The following is a 21895-nucleotide window of genomic DNA, read 5'->3' as shown; positions in this document are numbered from 1 at the left end:
AAACTTCTATTTTGAGTTTACAAAAGCAGCTCTATTTTTCCAGAAATAATCCCATCCTGAAATAACAGTAAAGATTAATGCAATCCATATGAAGATATCCGCAACTGGAATATGGATTAAATTTAAAGGTACATCGTGTAATAAATATGCTGCAATCGCAATAATTTGTGTCCATGTCTTAATTTTTCCTAGCTGGTTTGCTGCAACTACTTCCCCTGTTCCAGCAAGTACAAGACGTAAACCAGTTACCGCAAACTCACGACTGATAATTACAATAACAATCCAAGCCGGTACATATTGCATCTCTACCAATGTAATAAGTGCTGCCGAAACAAGTAATTTATCAGCTAACGGGTCAAGAAACTTCCCTAAATTCGTTACAAGATTATATTTTCTTGCGTAATGTCCATCAATCCAATCTGTAGCTGAAGCAATGATAAAGATAAGTGCCCCCACTAAATGTTGAATCGGTAAATCAACATCACCAATTTTGTATGAACCCCAATCAAAGGGCGCTAACATAATTACCATAAAAATTGGAATTAAGAAGATTCTAGATATTGTAATTTTATTTGGTAAATTCACAGCTATTCCTCCATCATATCAAAAACATTTGTTCATCGAAAAAAAGTCATCGAAGCGATGACTGTTATTGTGCAGGTTGCTCTATCCCTTGGTTTTTTATCACCAATCTTTGGTGAAGTTCTTTTTCTGGATCCAATGGATAAGCGACCACTTGGCCATTCAGTTTAACTTCAACATTCGTTGCATTTCCAATATTAAGTCGCACTTCTTTTAATGTTGATACATCACGTTTTTCTATTTGGCCCTCTTGTACTGTAGCGTTTAGAATCACATTCCCAGCATCATCTTTAACATCTACATAACTCGCACCTTTACCCGATAATTCCAGTTCTAATGTTTTATTATTATGAATTTCCAAAGTAGATACTTTTCCAGTTGTTCCAACTACTTTCACTTCTTGCTGTCCAGTTGGTTGTGCTGGTTGCTCCTCTTTCTTTGGTTCTTCTTTCTTTGGTTCTTCTTTCTTTGGTTCCTCTTTTTTTGGCTCTTCCGCTTTCACTTCATCTTTCTTCGTATCTAACGGAGAATCTTTCGCTTTTTGAACTTCAATTTTCTCACTTTGAGCGCTCGGAACTTTTTCATCATCTTTTCCAGTTAACGCTTGAAACACAAACCAGATTACCACTCCAACTGCAATTACTAACAGCGCAACTAAGATTTTCGGCATGTGATCTGCAATTGGCCATGATGAAGATTTTTGCATTGTTTCTTGTGTTTTTTGTCCCGTTGATACTTGTGGAACTTCCCGCTTTTCAGATTGTGGTATCGTACTCTGATGTTCTACGAGCAGTTCCTCTCCATTTAATCCAACCGCATCTGCGTATTGTTTAATGAATGCACGCGCATAAAAAGCTCCTGGCAATACATCATAATTGCCTTCTTCAATTGCCACTAAATGGCGTTTTTGAATTTTTGTAATCTCATGCAGCTGATCAATAGACAAGCCTTTCGCTTCTCTTGCTTCTTTCAGCTTTTGTCCCAATTCCGTCACTACTAACACCTCAATATTTCTTTAAAAGTCAAACATAGAGAAATTATTTTGCGTACCTTGCTCAATTTCATCTACTAAATTATATTGAATTTCTTCATCATAATCGTTACGCAACTCGATAATATAATCAAAATCATCCAATGTGTATTCTGACTGACTCACAAATACATCAGGATGTTCTACAACTTTCGTTGCAGGCAATCTCATAATTTCACGAACGAGCTGCCAATGTCTTTCGTTAGCACGCTTCGTTGACACAATTCCATCTAGGATGAAAATATTGTCATCGCTATACTCATCTTCAATTAATTGACTACGAACAGTTTGCTTAATAAGAGTAGATGATACAAATAACCACCTTTTATTTGCACAAACACTTGCAGCAACAATGGATTCTGTTTTTCCGACACGAGGCATTCCGCGTATCCCAATTAGTTTATGGCCTTCTTTTTTCATAATTTCTGCCATAAAGTCTACAAGTAAGCCTAATTCATCACGCACAAATCGAAATGTTTTCTTATCATCTGCATCTCGTTGTATGTACCTACCATGTCTAACCGCTAGCTTATCTCTTAGCTTGGGCGGACGATATTTCGTTACCGTTATGTTATCCATCGTATTTAAAATTGATTCAAGTCTAGAGATTTGCTCTTGATTATCACACATAAGAAGTAACCCACGTCGTGCATTATCTACACCATTAATTGTGACAATATTAATGCCGAGCATACCGATTAACGAAGAAACGTCACCAAGCAAGCCAGGTCGGTTTTTATGTATTTCATATTCAAAATACCATTCAATCATCCAAGATCACTCCCCTTGCTTACTTTACACCTACGTACTATATTATATGATTTCACCTTAATAGGGAAGCTAAATGTATAATCTACCCTGTGTAATTATTATACAAAAAAAGTAGAGAGGAGAATCTCCTCTCTACTTTTACTTATGTTGTACGAACTTAACCATTAAATTTGCAATTGTATGTTGCTCCTGTTCATCAGCAACTTTCCAAAGCTCAGCTAATAATTTCTCTTGGTCATTGCGTCCTTCTACCTCATTAGCAAGATAGTCGCCAACACGAAACGCCATATCTGATACCGCACCGCCATCTAAACCTTTGTCTTGCGCTTGCTCTAAACGTTCTCCTAAAAAGCTCTTCCACTGATCAAAATTATCTAATACTGACATAATTAAGCACCTCACTATTGAGTAATAAAATCATCCTTAATTTGTGCAACTATTCATTTTTTATGTAAGAATTTTTTAGCAGTGCCAACCGCCATTCACTCCGATAATTTGTCCAGTTATGTAAGACGCTCCTGGTGATACGAGGAATGAAACTGTTTTCGCTACTTCTTCTGGTAATCCTATTCTACCTAATGGTATATCTTCTGCAATTCCCATTTTATCTTCTTCAGAAAAAACACTTAACATTTCCGTTTCAATTGCTCCTGGTGCTACTGCATTCACACGTAATCCACTTAAAGAAACTTCTTTCGCTAAAGCTTTCACATATGAATTTTGTGCCCCTTTTACCATTGAATAAAGCACTTCACAAGAAGCCCCTATTTGTCCCCATATAGATGAAACAATTACAATATTACCACTTCTTCTCCCGATCATAGGCGGAAGTGCCATAGAAAGTAATTTATATACGTTCTTCACTTGAAGTTCTACCATATAATCCAATTCATCGTTTGTTACATCTGTTACTAGTCCAAAAATACTCTTCCCAGCTGCGTATACAATAACATCAATAGGATGTTCAATTTGTCCCCACAATCGCTCTGCTCCATCACTAGAAGCTAAATTCGCTTGAACAGGGATAACTTCTCCCCATGCCTTCTGCAATTCCAATACCTTTTCTTCACTGTTATTGTAATGAACATAAACTGTATATCCATCTTGAATTAATTGTTTAGAAATAGCAGAGCCAATTCCTCCGCTCCCTCCAGTTACTAACACATACTTTTTCATAAAGTCCCTCTCTTATCTCTACAAGTTCAATTTTCACACAACTAAATAATACCCTCATCTTACAATTTTTCAATGATAAGATGAGGGTATCTTTTTAATTTTATTTTTTCGGTAACACCTGACAAATACTCATTTTGTCTTCTGATAACAATAATTTCGCTACTTCTTGTAAGTCTTGAACGGTTAGTCCTTCTAATACAGTCAATGCATCAAATAGGCTAGATTCATTAAACGCGTATCGTGTAAATTGATTTGCAATATATTCTGGTGAATTCAACGAGCGTAAAAAACCACCAATTTTCTTTTTCTTCACTCGTTCTAATGCCGCCGCATCTAATTGATCATAATCTGTTTTTAATAAAATATCTTTTAAACGATTTGCCAATTCATCAGGTTGTTTCGTATCACCGCCAACCATTGCAAAACCGAAGTTATTTTCTTCTGTATAGTCATACGAGAATGAATCATCAATAAGCCCTTCATTATATAAAGTTTCGTAATGAACAGAACTTTTCCCAAATAAATAATCTAAGAGTAACGTAAGCGCAATTTCTTGTTTTAAAAGCGCTTGCCCCTTTTCCTTTAAATTAGTCGCTTTAATACCAACTAAACATTTCGGTGTTTGCACAGGCATTGAAATAATTTTTTTCTTTTCATTTACCTCATTTGGTTCTTCTTCAAATGAACGCACAATTTCTGGCTGGTTTTTATAATCTTTTTTCGCTTGATTTTCACGTACTAAATCCATTGTTTTCTCTGGATCAATTGCACCCACAACAAATAATAACATATTGCTCGGATGATAAAATGTTTCATAACATTCATACAATAAATCTTTCGTAATTTTACTAATAGATTCGATTGTCCCTGCAATATCAATTTTAATTGGGTGTTTTACAAACAAGCTATCAATTAACCCGAAGTACAAACGCCAATCTGGGTTATCTTGATACATTTGAATTTCTTGCCCAATTATCCCCTTCTCTTTTTCAACCGTTTTTTCAGAGAAATAAGGCTCTTGCACGAAGTTTAGCAATGTATTTAAATTTTGTTCTACGTTTGAAGTACATGAAAAAAGGTAAGCTGTTCGTGTAAAGGATGTAAAAGCATTTGCCGATGCTCCTTGTTTACTAAACAATTGGAAAGCATCGTGATCTTCTTTTTCAAATAATTTATGCTCAAGAAAATGTGCAATTCCATCAGGCACACGAATCATTTCTTCTTTCCCTAATGGTACAAATGTATTATCTACAGAACCATATTTCGTCGTAAACGTCGCAAATGTTTTATTAAATCCTTGTTTCGGTAAAACATATACATCTAATCCATTAGGAAGTTTTTCATAATAGAGTGTTTCTTTTAATTGCTCATAAACAATTTTCTCCATTTACTCTCCCTCCGTTCCTTGTAAAAAGTAAATTGTATCTAGTTCAATATTTTTAGCAACTTTTACAATTTCTTCTTTCGTCACACTTTCTATACCTGTAAGCCATTCTTCAACTGGACGTGTACGATCTGAAATAATACCATGATATAGCATTTCTACAAAGCCACGTGGTGTATCAATTGCCTCTAATATTTGATTTTGGATGACACTTTTTGTTTGATGTATTTCTTCTTCAGAAAACTCTCCGTTTTGCATCGCAAGCATTTGTTCTTTAATAATCTCAACTGCTTTTTCATAATTTTTCGCTTCGATTCCTGACATAACAAATAATAAACCTTTATGACTTTCAAAGCGCGATGCTGCATAGTACGCTAAACTATTTTTTTCACGCACATTTACGAATAACTTCGAATGAGAAAAGCCACCAAACAATCCATTGAACAATTGCAATGCAAAATAATCTTCATCTTTATATGTGACAAATGTACGATAACCGATGTGTAATTTACTTTGTTTTAATTCTTGTTTTTCAACAACTTCTTTTTCTTCATTATTTCGTCTATGAAGGAGTACATTTCTTTCTCTCACTGGACGAGTTGAAATAGAAAAATACTTACTTACAAGATCAACGGCGTTTTCTGAAATATCACCAATAATATATAGATCCATTTCATCTTCCGCTAACACCTTTTGATAATATTGATACAAACTTTCATTTGTAATAGACATAACACTCTCTTTTTTTCCATTTGCACTTAAACGATACGGTTCTACTTTGCACATTTCTTCAATTAAACGCTCGTTTGCATAACGCATTTTATCATCATAAGTAGCTTCAATTCTCTGTAACAGTGCTCTTTTTTCACTTTCTACGATAGAAGATAGGAAACCGTTCCCCTCCGTTGCTGGATGTAACACAATATCTGACAACATAGAAAGCACTTTTTCAAATAACGGTGGTGCATCATGTAAATAAACTTCATTTGCAATGTCTACATAAATGGAGATAATATGGTCTTCCCCTTTTTTACTTACATCTACCGCTAAAGAAGATCCGTATAATTCTTCTAAATATTGACGAAGACGAATTACAGAAGGTAATTTTTCTGTCGCACTTTGCAATACGTATGGCAATAGGGCACGCTCTGTCACCGTCTCCTCATTTAAAGGCGCTTTAAAACGAAATACAAAGGTATTCGTTTTATATTTATCAGTCGGAATAATATGTACGCGCAAACCACCTAACTCATGTAGTTGTTGTTCCATTAGTTTCATTTATAGCCCTCCTTTACGTATATAGGAATATTCCTCTTCAATATACAGTTTTTAGAAATAAAAAATCAACTTTTCTCCCTTATTATGCTTACATATGATTCTTTCTAAAAACTTTAATATGTAAGGAACATAGTAAAATTCCGTATTAAATATATTCTATGTAAAAAAGCCCACACTAATGTGCGAGCTTTTTTATACTTATAAAATACTTATCGTTTTCCTTTTTCATAAGGAGTTCCTAAAGCTTTCGGAGCTTCAGAACGACCTACAAAACCGACAAGCGCTAATATTGTGAATATATATGGTAATATCGTTAATAAAACACTTGGAATTTGATCTAATACAGGGATTGTTCCGCCCGTTACACTTAGAGATTGCGCAAAACCAAAGAATAGAGCTGCACCTAGTGCGCCTAGTGGATTCCACTTTCCAAAAATCATAGCAGCTAAAGCTAAGAAACCTTGTCCTGTAATAGTTGCCCCTGAGAAGTTATTAGAAATTGACATTGCAAAAATCGCTCCACCAATTCCAGCAAACACTCCTGAAATACAGACTCCAATATAGCGCATTTTATATACGTTAATCCCCATCGTATCCGCTGCCATTGGGTGTTCACCAACAGCACGTAGACGAAGACCGAACGGTGTTTTATAAATAACATACCAAACAACGAATGCTAAAATAATGGCAATATATGACGTTATTGGTACGTTCGAGAAAAATATTTTCCCTAAAACCGGAATATCCGAAAGTCCTGGAATATCAATCTTTTCAATACGATACTGAATAAAGTCAGTCTGCCCTTTATCAAAAATCTTCTTAATTGCAAATACTGTTAAACCAAGAGATAAGAAGTTAATGGCTACACCACTTACAACTTGATCTGCTCGGAATGTAATAGAAGCTACCGCATGAAGTAATGCAAATAACCCACTACCAATTGCCGCAAATAGTAACGCAATCCACGGAGTCATCGTTCCCCAAGTATCACCCATTAATAAGTTTGTAACGACTCCAATAAATGCACCAAATAGCATTAGTCCTTCTAATCCGATGTTTACAACACCCGATCGTTCACTAAATACACCACCTAGTGCTGTGAAAATGATAGGTGCCGATGTATATAACGTACCCGTCACAAGAATGGCTAATATATCTAAAAAGCTCATTTATTTCCCCTCCTTGCTCATGCGTGTAAGCGCCCATCTTAACACATAACTACATGCAACAAAGAAGATGATACATGCAATAATTACATTAATAAGCTCTGACGGTACATCTGCCTCAAAGTTCATTTGAGGGGAAGCACTTTTCAAACCACCAAATAATAAAGCTGAAAGGATTATACCAAACGGATTATTCCCTCCAAGTAATGCTACGGCAATCCCATCAAATCCTACTCCTGTAAACGAAGACATCGCTGTCATACTCTGGAATGTCCCTAATCCTTCCATCGCTCCACCAATCCCCGCAAATGCACCAGCAATTGTCATGGAGAATACTACATTACGAGAAACTTTCATACCTGCATATTGAGAAGCATGCTGATTAAATCCTACTGACTTTAATTCGTAACCTAAAGTTGTTCGATCTAATAAGAACCACATTAAAATAGCGATTAAAATTGCTACAATAATTCCCCAGTGTAGACGTGAACCATCAGTAATAGAAGCAAGCCAGTCTGAAGATAGTGAAGCACTCTCTTTAATATCATACGTTTTGTCATTACCCGCATGTAAGAAACGCTTAATGATGTCATACGTTACATACAACGCGATATAGTTCATCATAATAGTTACAATAACTTCATTCACTTGAAACTTCCCTTTTAAGTATCCCGGAATGAAGCCCCAAATTCCGCCTACCAATGCTGCAAATAAAATAGATAATGGAATATGAAGGAAAGCTGGTAGTGAGACTGCATAACCGAACCAAACCGCTGCAAGCCAACCAACTAACAATTGACCCTCTACCCCGATATTAAATAAACCTGTACGAAATGCAAACGCCACCGATAAGCCAGCAAGAATAAGCGGTATCATTGTACGGAGCGTTTCACCAATCGCACTTGCGCTGCCGAACATTCCTGTCCAAAGTGCACTATAACCAACAATTGGATCATAGCCACTAACTAGCATTACAATCGCTCCTACAAGTAAGCCGAAAATAACGGATAGTACTGGGACTAAAATATTTATCGTTCGTTCTGTTAAAAGCTTTTTAGCCATTTGTACCCACCTGCTCCTTCTTTGTTCCTCCAGCCATTAACAATCCAAGCTGTTGTTCATTCGTTTCTTTCGCATCAACTATTGCTACAATTTCCCCTTCATAAATAACAGCAATTCGATCGCTAACATTTAAGATTTCATCTAACTCTAATGATAAAAGTAATACACCTTTTCCTTTATCCCTTTGCTCTATTAATCTCTTATGAATAAATTCAATTGCTCCTACATCTAAACCACGTGTTGGCTGTGCCGCAATTAATAAATCTGGATTTCGGTCTACTTCACGTGCAATAATTGCTTTTTGTTGATTCCCCCCAGATAGAGCGCGTGCTAACGTTTGCTCACTAGGTGTACGCACATCAAACTGTTCAATAAGAGCCTTTGCTTTTTCTGTAATTTTGCTGAAATTTAAAATCCCTTTCTTTGAAAATGGATTTTTATAATACGTTTGCAGAACTATATTATCTCTAACAGAAAAATCAAGAACGAGTCCGTGTTTATGACGATCTTCTGGAATATGACCAATTCCTTCTTCTGTTATTCTTCTAACAGGCCAATTTGTTATTTCTTTTCCTTTAATTGCAATAGAACCTGACTCAACTTTTCGTAAACCAGTAATTGCTTCTATTAATTCACTTTGTCCGTTTCCATCAATCCCTGCAATCCCAACAATTTCCCCCGCACGAACAGTTAAGTCAAGGCCTTTTACAGCAGGTAGTTGACGTGCATCGTGAACAACAAGGTTTGCAATTGAAAGTACCTCTTCTTTTGGCTTCGCGTCTATTTTTTCTGTTTTAAAATTCACTTGACGTCCGACCATTAATTCTGCAAGTTTATTTTCATCCGTATTTGCAACGTCAACCGTTCCAATCCCTTTTCCTTTACGAATAATCGTACAACGATCGCAAACTTCCATAATTTCTTTCAACTTATGTGTAATAAGAACAATAGATTTTCCTTCTTGCACAAGCTTTTTCATAATTTGAATTAGCTCATGAATTTCTTGCGGTGTTAACACAGCTGTTGGTTCATCAAATATTAAAATTTCTGCACCGCGGTAAAGAGTTTTCAAAATCTCAACACGCTGCTGCATACCAACTGAAATATCCTGTATTTTCGCATATGGATCTACAGATAAACCGTATTGTTCAGACAGTTTTTGAATTTCTTTAGCAGCTTCCTCAACAGCAATTTTCCCTTTTTTCTTCGGTTCATTTCCGAGAATAATATTCTCTGTAACTGTAAAATTATGAACAAGCATAAAGTGTTGATGGACCATTCCAATACCAAGGTCATTTGCTATATTCGGATTTGTGATTTTTACAGGTTTACCTTTAATTTTAATTTCACCCTGCTCTGGTTGGTACAAACCAAATAGTACATTCATCAATGTGGATTTCCCTGCACCATTTTCTCCAAGTAAAGCATGTATCTCACCCTGCTTTACTTGCAGCGTAATATCATCATTCGCTACAATGCCTGGGAATACTTTCGTAATGTTATTCATCTCAATTACGTATTCCATTGTGTTCCTCCTTTTAACAGGGAACATTCCCTATTACACTATTAACTTATTAAGCAATTCGGAAGTTTTATACATACAAAGGTTAGTTCTATGAACTAACCTTTGCTATTTCTCTATTTATTTTTTTAGAGAAGCTTCATATTCTTTATACTCTTTATCTGTAGCTGGCACTTTAATTTCACCGGCTGTAATTTTCTTTTCAAGCTCTTCTACTTTTGTTAAAATTTCAGGGTTAACTTTTTTCACGTTATCAGTTGTTTTTGAAATACCAATACCGTCATCTTTTAAGCCAAACTCTTCAATTTTCCCACCTTTTAAATTCCCATCTTTTGCTTCTTTAGCTACTTTTTCTACTGCTACATCAACACGTTTAATCATTGAAGTTAATGTTACATTTTCAGGCATACCTTCTTGATGTTGGTCACGGTCAACACCGATTACCCAAACATTTTCACCTTTTTTCTTACGGTTTTTCGCTTCTGTGAACACACCGTTACCTGTACCACCAGCAGCATGATAAATTACGTCTACGCCTTGACCATACATTGCTGAAGCAAGAACTGTACCTTTTTCAGGCTTATCGAATGCTTCTGCATATTCAGATACGATTTCAATGTTTGGATTTACTGCCTTTGCACCAGCTTTAAATCCATTTTCAAATTTACTAATTAAATCACTTTTCATTCCACCAACAAATCCTACTTTATTCGATTTTGTTGACATAGCTGCTACCGCACCTACAAGGAATGATCCCTCATGATCTTTAAACGTAATACTCGTTACGTTCGGTGCATCTACAACAGTATCTACGATTGCAAATTGTTGTTTTGAAGATTCTTTTGCTACTTCTTTAATTGCACCTTCTAATTTATAACCAATTCCGAATGTTAAATCATATTTATCTTTTGAGAATTTTTTTAAATTCGGAATATAATCAGCTTCTTTTTCAGACTGAAGGTAACGATAATTTGTCTTTTCTTTTAAACCATTATCTTTACCAAACTTTTGTAACCCTTCCCAAGAAGATTGGTTAAATGACTTATCATCAACGCCCCCAACATCCGTTACGAGACCAACCTTGAAGTCTTTATTGTCTTTCGTGTCTTTCTTGTCACTGCTCGCCTTATCCGAGTTACCACATGCACCTAAAACTGTACTTGCTGCTAAAGTTAATGATAATAAAAGGCCTGCTTTTTTCTTCATACTAGAAACCCCTCCAAAAATGATATATATTTATTTATTCTTACGCTGCTGTTCCTTACTTCTTGCTGTCACCTCCCTAAAAAGGAATTTACCTACATACGCTTTCTTAATACGTGGAAGCTAAATTTATCAGCTCTAAAGTAATTGATAGAATATAAGATTGGCTCATCATTTTGATCATAGTGCATTTGTTTTAATACAAGCAGTGCTGTTTCAGGCTCACATTCTAAAATTGGTGAGATTTTAGGGTGATAGCCAATTGGCTCAATGTGAGCAACCGCATATGTTATGCGCTTATGCGTGTTATTATGTATCACCGTTAATAATGATTCCTCATTGTAACCCGATAAGTCTGGCAATATTTCTTTTGCAAGTTTATCGATACAATACACAACAGGTTCCCCATCTGCTGTACGCACGCGTTCAATCATCACTGCATTAAAACCATCTTCACTATTAAACTTCTCTTTTTCCTCTTCTGTTAAAGTTGTAGTAGATGATGATAAAAAGATTGTTCCTGGTGTTTTCCCCACACTAGAAATCATATCTGTAATACTAGAAAGTTGTTCTATTCCAGAAGAAAATAATGGCTTTGCATTTACAAATGTCCCTACACCATGTCTACGAATGACAACATTTTCTTCTTCTAAAATACGCAACGCTTCCCTTAAAGTCGCTCTACTTACGCCAAGTTCTTTCGCTAAATCAAACTCTGATGGTAACTTTTGTCGTTCTTTATAAGCGCCATCTTTAATTTTTTCTTTGATGTGATCAATCACCCGTAGATATAGGTGACGACTATCAGATTTTACTGACATAAGACTCCCCCGCATTTCAATTATTCGACCTCTGATGTAAGACTTCTTTTCTCTTTTTTCAACTTACAACATAGTACAAATGACTAAACACCAAAATAAGTGTAATTGTCGAATAAATAATAATAATTTTTTAAAATAAAATTTTCACTCTTTATTGCATAAAAAAAACTTTGCACCATAAACATTCCTCATTTCGAGAAAAAGTTCGGCACAAAGATCCTTTACATCCTTTGTTACACACTTTTCCCCTCATAGTCTAGCAATTCATGGTTGCCAGGTAGAAACTTATGGACCTTATCTCCAAGATTATATGAGGCAGTGATTCTTTTCGAAGTAATCTTACCACTTGCTCTCATACGTGTCAACAAAATCGAACATTTTTCTGCATTAAATATCGAACATTTACATAAAACATACTCAAAGTATTCGTATTCTAAAGGGCACCCCTAAATGTAAGCCCTTTCTTTATCGCTGAGTATAGTATATAACAAAAACACTATATAAAAAAGCCTAATTGTAAAAACAATTAGGCTTTTTTTAAGAACTTTTTTCTTGTACATCATTAATGAGTACTTCTCTCGGTTTACTCCCTTCATACGGACCTACTACACCATTCATTTCCATTGCATCAATTAGGCGAGCAGCTCGCGTATAACCTACTCTAAACCTACGTTGTAACATAGAAACAGATGCTGTTTGCATTTCCACTACAAGTTGAACCGCTTCATCATATAATTCATCTTCTACTTCCTGCTTCGTATCAGGAACATCTTGCGGAATCATATCTTCTTGATATTGTGCTTTTTGCTGTCCAATAACATATTCTACAACTCTCTCAACTTCATCATCTGATAAAAATGCGCCTTGTACACGTACAGGTTTCGATGCACCAATTGGTATAAACAGCATGTCTCCACGACCTAGTAGCTTCTCTGCACCACCACCGTCAAGAATTGTACGAGAATCTGTTTGAGAAGATACAGCGAATGCAATACGTGATGGAATATTTGCTTTAATAACACCCGTAATAACGTCAACTGACGGACGTTGCGTTGCAATAATTAAATGAATACCAGCAGCACGAGCCATTTGCGCTAGACGCATAATCGCATCCTCTACATCAGACGAAGCAACCATCATTAAATCTGCTAACTCGTCCACAATTACTACAATATAAGGTAATTCGGGTTGTTTCGCTTCTGATTGACTATTATGCTCTTTTATATAATCGTTGTATCCTTCAATGTTACGTGTACCACTATGAGCAAACAATTCATAACGACGTTCCATTTCACTCACAACTTTTTTCAATGCTTGCGATGCTTTTTTCGGATCAGTTACAACTGGCGTTAACAAATGAGGTACACCGTTATATACATTTAGCTCTACCATTTTCGGGTCAATCATCATTAATTTTACTTCATGTGGTTTTGCACGCATTAAAATACTAACAATAATACCGTTAATACATACACTTTTCCCGCTACCTGTCGCACCAGCTACGAGTAAATGAGGCATTTTATTTAGACGGGCTAATACAGCTTCACCTGTAATATCTCGGCCAAGACCAATTAACAACTTCTCTTCCGGATGATTATTAGCCTTAGAGTCAAGAACTTCCCTCAGCGTTACCATCGAAACTTCTGAGTTTGGAACTTCGATCCCTACAGCTGATTTCCCGGGAATTGGCGCTTCAATACGAATGTCCTTTGCGGCTAAAGCAAGGGCTAAATCATCACTTAAACTGACAATTTTGCTTACCTTTACCCCCATATCAGGATACACTTCATATTTTGTAACTGCAGGACCTCTATGCACTTTTGTTACTTTCGCTTTCACTCCGAAACTTTGGAATGTACGTTCTAATTTACGAGCATTCTCATAAATTTCCGCATTTTCATTTGTAACTTGCTTATTCTTTGGAAATTTTAATATATCAAGTGAAGGAAGCTTGTAATCTTTATTTTCTACATTTGAAAATTGCATAGGAGGTGCTTGCGCTTCACTCTCTAACGATTCAACAATTTTTTCTCCACGCTTTTTCTTTGGTTCTTCAATTGGCGGAGTCTCTTCAATAAACGGTGAAGTGATCAACTCTTCTTGCTCTACTTCGATTCGTTTATCCTCTTCTTCATTTACAGGATAATTCTCAGTGAAATTCGAAATAATCGGAGGATCAATTGAGATTTCTTCCATCGGCTCAATAATTTCTTCTTGTTCTGCAGCACGTTTGCTTCTTGTGCTTCTTGTTGTTTTTTTCTTTTCTGTTTGTTCAGCCGTTCTTTTGGCTCTCCAATCTTTATAATCCCCTTGCATCACTTGAAACTGACTTCTAAGAATTCTACCAACTGGAGCTAACACTTCTCCAATATGCTTATTTGTTATACAAAGTATACCGAGAATAACTAGAATAATACCAATGATATAAGCTCCTACTTCGTCAAATAAGAAGTAACATGTTGCGAACATAAGCGCACCAAACATACCACCACCTAAATGAACGCTATCTGGCCCCTTTTTCATTTCAAGAAAGAAGTTATCTTTCGTACTCACAATAACAGAAGTATTTTGCACTGCTCCATCTTTTGTAAGAAGGTTAAATAATGTAATATGACTAAACATTAATATCGCCAATACAATTAAATAAAATCCAATTAATCGTTTATTTAAAAGGTTCGGCCATCCGCGTTTTATAACAAAGGAAACCGATAAAGCTATTACACCTAACACACCAATTATGTACCACTCACCAAAGAAGAAGCGAAAAAATAACACAAACGATTTCCCTACAACGCCTAGCTGTAAAATCGTAATGATTGAAAGTGCAAAAAGAGTTAAACCGACGATTTCATAATACAAAGTTGGCTTTATCGTACGTCTTGCCTTTGCCTTCGTCCCTCTTTGCTTTTGTTTTGCCATTTCTTCACCTCGTGTTCTACATATAAGTAAAGCTCCCTTCAAAACGCTCTATTTATATGTCTGTTTTCTCTATTTTTCTGGTCTTTATATCTTCTATTTTTACACTTCTTGTAAAATGCTAAATAAACAGAAGAAAGCAGCCTACTCATGGCTGCTCAACCGTCTTGTTTTTTATATTATACCATAGCTTCTAAACAAAATCCTTCTTTTTGCTAAAAGGTTATTTTCTGACCGGGCTCAAACTCTAAATAGTGAAGTGGGTCCGTACTTAGCACACGTACAATAGAATAACATCCATGTTCCTCTTCAGAAACCATTAATTCCACACCATTTATATTTACAACTTTTTGACTTTCACATTGTGAATAATCGACCGGATACACAAGTTGCTCTGGCATAATTGTATATAAAATCATTGTAGCATTGTCCCTTCTGTACTATCTTCCGCACGAACATCTATTAATTCGTTTAATTTTCGAATCGCATTTCCAATACCGCCGACATCATCTATAAGACCGTACTTTACTGCATCCCCACCAATTACATTCGTCCCAATATCTCGCGTTAAATTTCCTTTCGCAAACATAAGCTCTTTAAAACGATCTTCTGTTACTTTCGAGTGCTTCGTCACAAAACGAATGACTCTTTCTTGCATCTTATCCAAATACTCAAATGTTTGTGGCACACCTATGACAAGACCTGTTAAACGAATTGGATGAATTGTCATCGTCGCAGTTTCCGCAATAAACGAATAGTCAGTAGAAACAGCAATCGGTACACCGATGGAATGTCCCCCACCTAAAACTAGAGATACTGTTGGTTTTGAAAGTGAAGCTACCATTTCAGAAATTGCTAGCCCAGCTTCAACGTCACCTCCAACTGTATTTAATATTAAAAGCAAACCTTCAATTTTCGGATTTTGTTCAATCGCAACAATTTGCGGAATGATATGCTCATATTTTGTTGTTTTATTTTGCGGTGGTAATTGAACATGACCTTCCACTTGTCCGATAATCGTTAAACAATGAATACGTGATTCATTCATCTGTGGTACATTTGTCTGTCCAAGCTGTTGAATTTTTTCAACTATTGAAGCCTCTTTTCCAGCTTCTTTTGGCTCAGCTTCTTTTTCTTCATTTGTATATCGATCACGTTCTGTCATTTCGCATCCCCTTTCACTCGTATATAACTATTATTTCTTAAGTTATAAATTTCATTCGATAGGGTTAAAAAGAAAAAAGATCACCCATAAGGGTGATCTTTTTATACTTCCATAATAATCGGTAAAATCATAGGTTTCCTCTTTGTCTCTTCGTACAAGAACTGTCCTAATAATTCACGAATATTTTGTTTTAACATTGACCATTCAATTGAATATTCTTTAATTGACTGCTCAACAATCATACGTACAATCTCTGTAGATCGTTCAATTAACGCTTCTGATTCACGAACATATACGAAACCACGTGAAATGATTTCTGGACCAGAGATAATTTTCTTTTCATCTTTACCAAGCGTTACAACAACTACTAGTATTCCATCTTGAGATAACATCTTTCTATCTCGAAGAACGATATTACCAACGTCACCTACACCTAATCCATCAATTAAAACATTACCAGCTTGTACTTTACCGACTAAGTTTGCTTCATCGTCACCAAAAGCAATTACATCGCCTTTTTCTACGATAAAGATATTTTCTCTTGTAATACCTACATCTTCAGCTAAATATGCATGTGCTTTTTGCATACGGAACTCACCATGTACGGGTACAAAGTACTTTGGTTTCATTAAATTTAACATTAATTTTAATTCTTCTTGGCTACCGTGACCTGACACGTGAACTTTTCGTTCGCCGTAATAAACAACTTCAGCTCCAGCTCTAAATAACAAATCAATAATTTTTGATACAGATATTTCATTACCCGGAATTGGCGAAGCAGCAATGATAACAGTATCACCTTTACGAATTGAAATTTGTTTATGCGCTTGTTTTGCCATTCTAGATAGAGCAGCCATCGGTTCACCTTGACTACCTGTCGTTAAAATAGCTACCTTTTTCTCTGGGAAGTTGTCTACTTCTTGTAATGAAATAACCATACCTTCTGGAACATCTAAATAACCAAGACGTCTTGCAATGTCTACTACTTTCACCATACTACGTCCTACTACTGCTACTTTTCGCCCTGTTTCAGCAGCTGCATCAAATACTTGTTGAATACGATGTACATTCGATGCAAATGAAGCAACGATAATGCGACCTTCTGCGCCGTAGAACACTTTAGAGATTTCTACACCAACTTCTTTTTCTGAACCTGTATAGCCTGGGCGCTCTGCATTTGTACTATCAGATAATAAGCAAAGTACGCCTTCATTTCCGATTTGTGCCATTTTACCAAGGTCTGCTCCACTATTTCCAATTGGAGTTTGATCGAATTTAAAGTCTCCCGTATATACGACTGCACCTTTTGATGTATGGAAACAAACGCCAACAGAATCCGGAATACTATGTGTCGTTCCGAAGAATGACACCGTTGTAGTGTTAAATTCTACTGTTGAATTTGAATCGATTGTTTTTAAGTCTACACGGCCTAACATGCCCGCTTCACCAAGTTTTTCTTGTATAAGTCCTACTGTTAATTTCGTTGCATAGACTGGAATAGATAATTTACGAAGTACATACACAATTCCACCAATATGATCTTCATGACCGTGAGTAATAAATAAACCTTTTACTCGCTCTTGATTTTCCACTAAATATGTAATATCAGGAATAACGATATCAATTCCAAACATTTCATCTCCCGGGAACATTAACCCTGCATCTACGATAAAGATTTCAGAATCAATTTCAACACAGTACATGTTTTTCCCGATTTCACCTACTCCACCAAGAGCAAATACTTTAACAGACTCATTCTCTTTTCTCTTCATGTTGTTGCCTGGTTTAAAAATCTTTCAAACACTGATTTCACTAAAATTGCAGAGACACCAGGGGAAACTCTACAACCACCATATATTCACCGTCCAAGACGAATGTCCTTACCGTTATGCGATATCATGTCCTTGTTTATTTTTTAAACCAGGTTTCACCTCTCTTTCATTATATAAATCAAATATCTTATTCGATATGATATGAAAATGTAATCAAATTATAATTTTTACCAATTTTGCTAAGCATACCCGTACTAAGCTACTTAGCCATATTATACCTGATACAAGAAATAGAACACAAGTTAAATCGTGCGAAAGAAAGAGGAAAAGAACGGAATGACAATAAAAGTATCGAACGTATTTCCTTTATATTTACTCCGATTTTATACTCCATATTATTTTGAAGAACTAGCCATACATACGCTAAATTCATTTCATAATAGGGAGTTTCAAGATTTATTTTTCTAGAATCCAACAAAAACACTTACAAAATGGAGTTTTTTTATGAATTACGTCACATTTTAGGGGATTTCTCTAAAAACAGACACCGTGGTTTATTACGTTTATTCCATAATATCTATCATTTTTTGACTCAGTTAAAGGGGGATGATTATTTTCTTATACATATAATGAAGAAGCGATTAATGTTCTTATAAAAACACATATAGGTGAAAAAAAGAGGAAAAGATTTGCATATAATAAAAAATGACCTAGTTCTACACTAGGTCATTTTTTATTAACGAGGGATAGATTGCATAACAGATTGTAACGTTACTCTTTCCTCTTCTGTTAATGGAAGAAGTGGTAAACGTACAGAACCTACATCTAATCCAACCATTTGTAACGCTGTTTTTACTGGAGTTGGACTTGGCGCCATAAATAATGAATCAGTTACTCTTACAAGTAATTGATGTAATTTTTGTGCCTTCTTAAACTCTCCTACTTGAAATGCTGTAATCATCTCTTGCATTTCGTTTCCGATAACATGAGATGCTACCGAAACGATACCTTTCGCTCCAACTGCCATAGCTGGTAACGTTAAACCGTCATCACCGCTGTATACCGCAAAGTCGTCCGCTGTTTTTTCAATGATTTCTGTCATTGTTAACACATCGCCGCCGGCATCTTTAATAGCAACAATGTTTTCTATTTCTGATAAACGAACAACTGTATCAACGGAGATTTGTACAATAGATCGTCCTGGAACGTTATATAGCATAACCGGAAGCGGCGTGCTTTCAGCAATTGCTTTAAAATGCTGATACATTCCTTCTTGACTCGGTTTGTTATAATACGGTGCTACTAGCATTACTGCATCCACACCAACTTCTGTTGCCTTTTTAGTTAAGTCAATAGAAGCATGCGTATTATTGCTACCTGTTCCAGCGATTACGGGCACTCTTTTATCGACAACAGATACGACATGGCGATATAACGCTACTTTCTCTTCTGAAGTTAATGTAGGAGATTCTCCTGTCGTTCCTCCTACCACGATTGCTGTTGTACCGTTATCAATTAAATAATTTACCAATTTCGTTGTCTTTGCAAAATCGATATTCCCGTTTATATCAAACGGTGTTACCATCGCGGTTGCAATTGTCCCAAAATCTATCATGGTCTCACTCCTTATTGTTCCAGTTGCTTTTCTTTTGAAAGCTCAAACGCACTATGTAATGCATTTACAGCCTCCACTAAATCAGTTTCTTTTACAAGAACCCAAATTGTTGTATGACTATCTGCCGATTGCAGGATTTGAATACCTTTTTCCGCTAAAGCTGTAACGATTTTCGCAGTAACCCCTGGGTATCCTGCCATTCCAGCCCCAACGATAGATACTTTCGCACAATGTTCTGTCACAATTGGCTCATATCCAAGGTTCTGTAATAATTTAACTGCATGACTTGATACATTATCACTCACTGTATATGCTACGCCAGTAGGTGAAATATTAATTAAATCAACACTTATTCCTTCGTTCGCCATCTCTTTAAACACATGTTGTTGCAAATCATATGCCGTTTCTTTTGCAAGCACTTTAATTTGCGTTACGTTTGATACGTGGGCAATGCCTGTAACAGGACGTTCTTCTACATCACGACCTCTTGTAGCACCGTCATATGCTGAAATAAGCGTACCTTCACTATCAGAATACGTAGAACGTACACGAAGTGGCACTTTTGCATGCATCGCAATTTCAACTGCACGTGGATGAACGACTTTCGCACCTTGATAAGCCATGTTACAAATTTCGTTATACGTTACAGTTTGAAGATGACGTGCATCTTTTACAATACGAGGATCCGCAGTCATAACACCTTCTACATCAGTGAATATATCGATGTATTCAGCATGAAGTGCAACACCTAATGCTGAAGCTGAAGTATCACTACCTCCGCGTCCAAGTGTTGTCGTATCACCTTTTTTCGTTTGTCCCTGGAATCCTGTAACGACGATTACATCTACATTTTCTAACTCTTCATGTATACGATCGCAATTCATTTCAATAATCTTTGCATTCGTAAAGTCATCATTCGTTACAAAACCAGCTTGTGCACCATTTAATGCTGCTGCTTTTATACCGTTCTCATTCAACATATTAGAGAAAACAATTGCAGAGATTAACTCTCCACACGATAATAATAAATCTTGCTCACGCTTAGAAATAGTAGATTCCTCTTGATTTACAAGACTTAATAACGTATCCGTTGCATATGGTTCACCTTTACGGCCCATAGCAGATACGACAGTAACTACTTTATAACCAGCAGCTAATGATTTTTTTATATGATGAAGCGCATGCTTACGTCCATTGTCATCACGTACTGATGTGCCACCAAATTTTTGAACAATTATTTTCATATTTTGCACCTTCTCTTAGCCGTTTACACTAATTGTAATTTTACTAAGCTCTCTGCAATTTGAACAGAATTCCATGCAGCGCCTTTTAATAAGTTATCAGATACGACCCAAAGATGGAATCCTTTATCGTTATTTAAATCTTTACGGATTCTTCCAACGAATACTTCGTTTTTACCTACTGCAGTAGCTGGCATTGGATATAACTGCTCTTCTGGATTATCTTGTAGAACAATACCTTCCGCATTTGCAAGTAAGCTCTTTAATTCTGCTACTGTTACGCCTTCTTTTTCTACTTCGATGTAAACAGACTCAGAGTGTCCTGATACAACTGGTAAACGTACACATGTTGCCGCTACTTCTAATTCAGGCATATGCATAATTTTTTTCGTTTCGTTAATCATTTTCATTTCTTCAAACGTAAATCCATTATCTTGGAATTTATCAATCTGTGGAATCGCATTAAAAGCAATTGGGAAATGCTTCTTATCACCTGATACAGGAAGAACATTTGCCTTAACTTCTTCGCCATTTAAGATTGCTTGTGATTGTTCATGCAGTTCTTCAATAGCTGCCGCACCAGCACCTGATACAGCTTGATATGTGGAAACGATTACTCGTTTTAAACCATATTGCTGACGAACTGGCTCAAGAGCTACTACCATTTGAATTGTAGAACAGTTTGGATTTGCAATAATACCATTATGTTCTTTTAAGTCGTTTTCATTTACTTCAGGTACAACAAGTGGCACGTTTTCTGTCATACGGAATGCACTTGTATTATCAACAACAATCGCACCGCGTTTTGCTGCTTCTGGCGCTAATTGTTTCGATACAGATCCACCAGCACTAAATAGTGCAATATCTACTCCTTCAAAGCTTTCAGGAGTTGCCTCTTGAACTGTAAATTCTTCGCCTTTAAATACAAGTTTCTTACCTGCAGATCGTTTAGATGAAAGTAACGTTAATTTCCCGATTGGAAATTCTCGTTTCTCTAAAGTATTTAACATTTGTTCACCAACTGCGCCGGTTGCTCCAACTACAGCGACATGAAAAGTTTTTTGCTTTTCCATCACTATGCCCCTTTCTAGATACCAATCCTTCTATAACTTAGAATCAGAAGGAGTATACAATACCCCTTCTAATCTTAATAATGTTAATTTTATCATATTCTACAGTAAGAATGATGGT

At 36.1% G+C, this 21895-nt stretch carries 19 protein-coding genes and 1 riboswitch; all 19 genes read right to left on the bottom strand.

From position 1 onward, the window contains the following. Positions 1 to 6: 6 nt before the first annotated feature. The gene (gene pgsA, locus ACS2QP_RS03125) at positions 7 to 585 is read right to left on the bottom strand and encodes a CDP-diacylglycerol--glycerol-3-phosphate 3-phosphatidyltransferase (RefSeq protein ID WP_001052967.1); all 579 of its coding nucleotides are present in this window, start codon (positions 583 to 585) and stop codon (positions 7 to 9) included. A 64-nt stretch (positions 586 to 649) separates the two neighbouring features. Next, entirely contained in the window at positions 650 to 1576 is a 927-nt protein-coding gene (locus ACS2QP_RS03120) for a helix-turn-helix domain-containing protein (protein WP_000137459.1), read from the bottom strand. A gap of 21 nt (positions 1577 to 1597) precedes the next feature. Next, entirely contained in the window at positions 1598 to 2383 is a 786-nt protein-coding gene (locus tag ACS2QP_RS03115) for a DUF3388 domain-containing protein (RefSeq protein ID WP_000574107.1), read from the bottom strand. 138 nt (positions 2384 to 2521) lie between these two features. Further along, a complete protein-coding gene (locus ACS2QP_RS03110; protein ID WP_000114450.1) occupies positions 2522 to 2770 on the bottom strand; it encodes a DUF3243 domain-containing protein in 249 nt (82 codons plus the stop codon). Between the two features lie 75 nt (positions 2771 to 2845). Then, the gene (gene ymfI / locus ACS2QP_RS03105; RefSeq protein ID WP_438882123.1) at positions 2846 to 3559 is read right to left on the bottom strand and encodes an elongation factor P 5-aminopentanone reductase; all 714 of its coding nucleotides are present in this window, start codon (positions 3557 to 3559) and stop codon (positions 2846 to 2848) included. Positions 3560 to 3659: 100 nt separating this feature from the next. Further along, positions 3660 to 4946 (bottom strand): EF-P 5-aminopentanol modification-associated protein YfmH, encoded by a 1287-nt coding sequence (gene yfmH / locus ACS2QP_RS03100; RefSeq protein WP_000411976.1) that lies wholly within the window; start codon positions 4944 to 4946, stop codon positions 3660 to 3662. Next, on the bottom strand, positions 4947 to 6221 hold the full coding sequence (yfmF, locus tag ACS2QP_RS03095; RefSeq protein ID WP_438882122.1) for an EF-P 5-aminopentanol modification-associated protein YfmF: 1275 nt from the start codon (positions 6219 to 6221) through the stop codon (positions 4947 to 4949). It abuts the gene before it with no gap. A gap of 209 nt (positions 6222 to 6430) precedes the next feature. Further along, on the bottom strand, positions 6431 to 7390 hold the full coding sequence (locus ACS2QP_RS03090) for an ABC transporter permease (protein ID WP_000008856.1): 960 nt from the start codon (positions 7388 to 7390) through the stop codon (positions 6431 to 6433). Further along, positions 7391 to 8449, bottom strand: coding sequence for an ABC transporter permease (locus ACS2QP_RS03085; protein WP_001085254.1), 1059 nt, complete (start codon positions 8447 to 8449; stop codon positions 7391 to 7393). It abuts the gene before it with no gap. Continuing rightward, positions 8442 to 9974 carry an ABC transporter ATP-binding protein gene (locus tag ACS2QP_RS03080; protein WP_000456914.1) on the bottom strand — a complete coding sequence of 511 codons (1533 nt, stop codon included), beginning with the start codon at positions 9972 to 9974 and terminating at the stop codon, positions 8442 to 8444. Before ACS2QP_RS03080 ends, ACS2QP_RS03085 begins: the two co-directional genes overlap by 8 nt. A 117-nt stretch (positions 9975 to 10091) precedes the next feature. Continuing rightward, positions 10092 to 11177 (bottom strand): BMP family lipoprotein, encoded by a 1086-nt coding sequence (locus tag ACS2QP_RS03075; protein WP_000725771.1) that lies wholly within the window; start codon positions 11175 to 11177, stop codon positions 10092 to 10094. 92 nt (positions 11178 to 11269) lie between these two features. After that, complete coding sequence (locus ACS2QP_RS03070; RefSeq protein WP_000114182.1) at positions 11270 to 11995, bottom strand: GntR family transcriptional regulator; 726 nt, start codon at positions 11993 to 11995, stop codon at positions 11270 to 11272. 232 nt (positions 11996 to 12227) lie between these two features. Then, positions 12228 to 12329, bottom strand: a riboswitch (purine riboswitch). Positions 12330 to 12532: 203 nt separating this feature from the next. Next, a complete protein-coding gene (locus tag ACS2QP_RS03065; RefSeq protein ID WP_001118782.1) occupies positions 12533 to 14914 on the bottom strand; it encodes a DNA translocase FtsK in 2382 nt (793 codons plus the stop codon). A gap of 212 nt (positions 14915 to 15126) precedes the next feature. Further along, entirely contained in the window at positions 15127 to 15330 is a 204-nt protein-coding gene (locus ACS2QP_RS03060) for a YlzJ-like family protein (RefSeq protein WP_000605036.1), read from the bottom strand. Further along, a complete protein-coding gene (tepA, locus tag ACS2QP_RS03055; RefSeq protein WP_000139806.1) occupies positions 15327 to 16076 on the bottom strand; it encodes a translocation-enhancing protein TepA in 750 nt (249 codons plus the stop codon). The genes ACS2QP_RS03060 and tepA overlap by 4 nt, the downstream gene beginning before the upstream one ends. Positions 16077 to 16177: 101 nt before the next feature. Further along, positions 16178 to 17848, bottom strand: coding sequence for a ribonuclease J (locus ACS2QP_RS03050; protein ID WP_000823096.1), 1671 nt, complete (start codon positions 17846 to 17848; stop codon positions 16178 to 16180). A gap of 736 nt (positions 17849 to 18584) precedes the next feature. Beyond that, positions 18585 to 19463: a 4-hydroxy-tetrahydrodipicolinate synthase gene (dapA, locus tag ACS2QP_RS03045; RefSeq protein ID WP_000564766.1), complete on the bottom strand. Its 879-nt coding sequence runs from the start codon at positions 19461 to 19463 to the stop codon at positions 18585 to 18587. An 11-nt stretch (positions 19464 to 19474) separates the two neighbouring features. Then, positions 19475 to 20707, bottom strand: coding sequence for an aspartate kinase (gene dapG, locus ACS2QP_RS03040; protein WP_000692451.1), 1233 nt, complete (start codon positions 20705 to 20707; stop codon positions 19475 to 19477). A 23-nt stretch (positions 20708 to 20730) separates the two neighbouring features. Then, complete coding sequence (asd, locus tag ACS2QP_RS03035; protein WP_000414847.1) at positions 20731 to 21777, bottom strand: aspartate-semialdehyde dehydrogenase; 1047 nt, start codon at positions 21775 to 21777, stop codon at positions 20731 to 20733. Positions 21778 to 21895: the final 118 nt, after the last annotated feature.

The organism is Bacillus cereus group sp. Bce019 (genome assembly GCF_051781745.1).
In the GTDB taxonomy this organism is placed as follows: domain Bacteria; phylum Bacillota; class Bacilli; order Bacillales; family Bacillaceae_G; genus Bacillus_A; species Bacillus_A cereus.
Note: the sequence above shows the minus strand (reverse complement) of the source record. Positions and strands in the feature narration are given on the sequence as shown.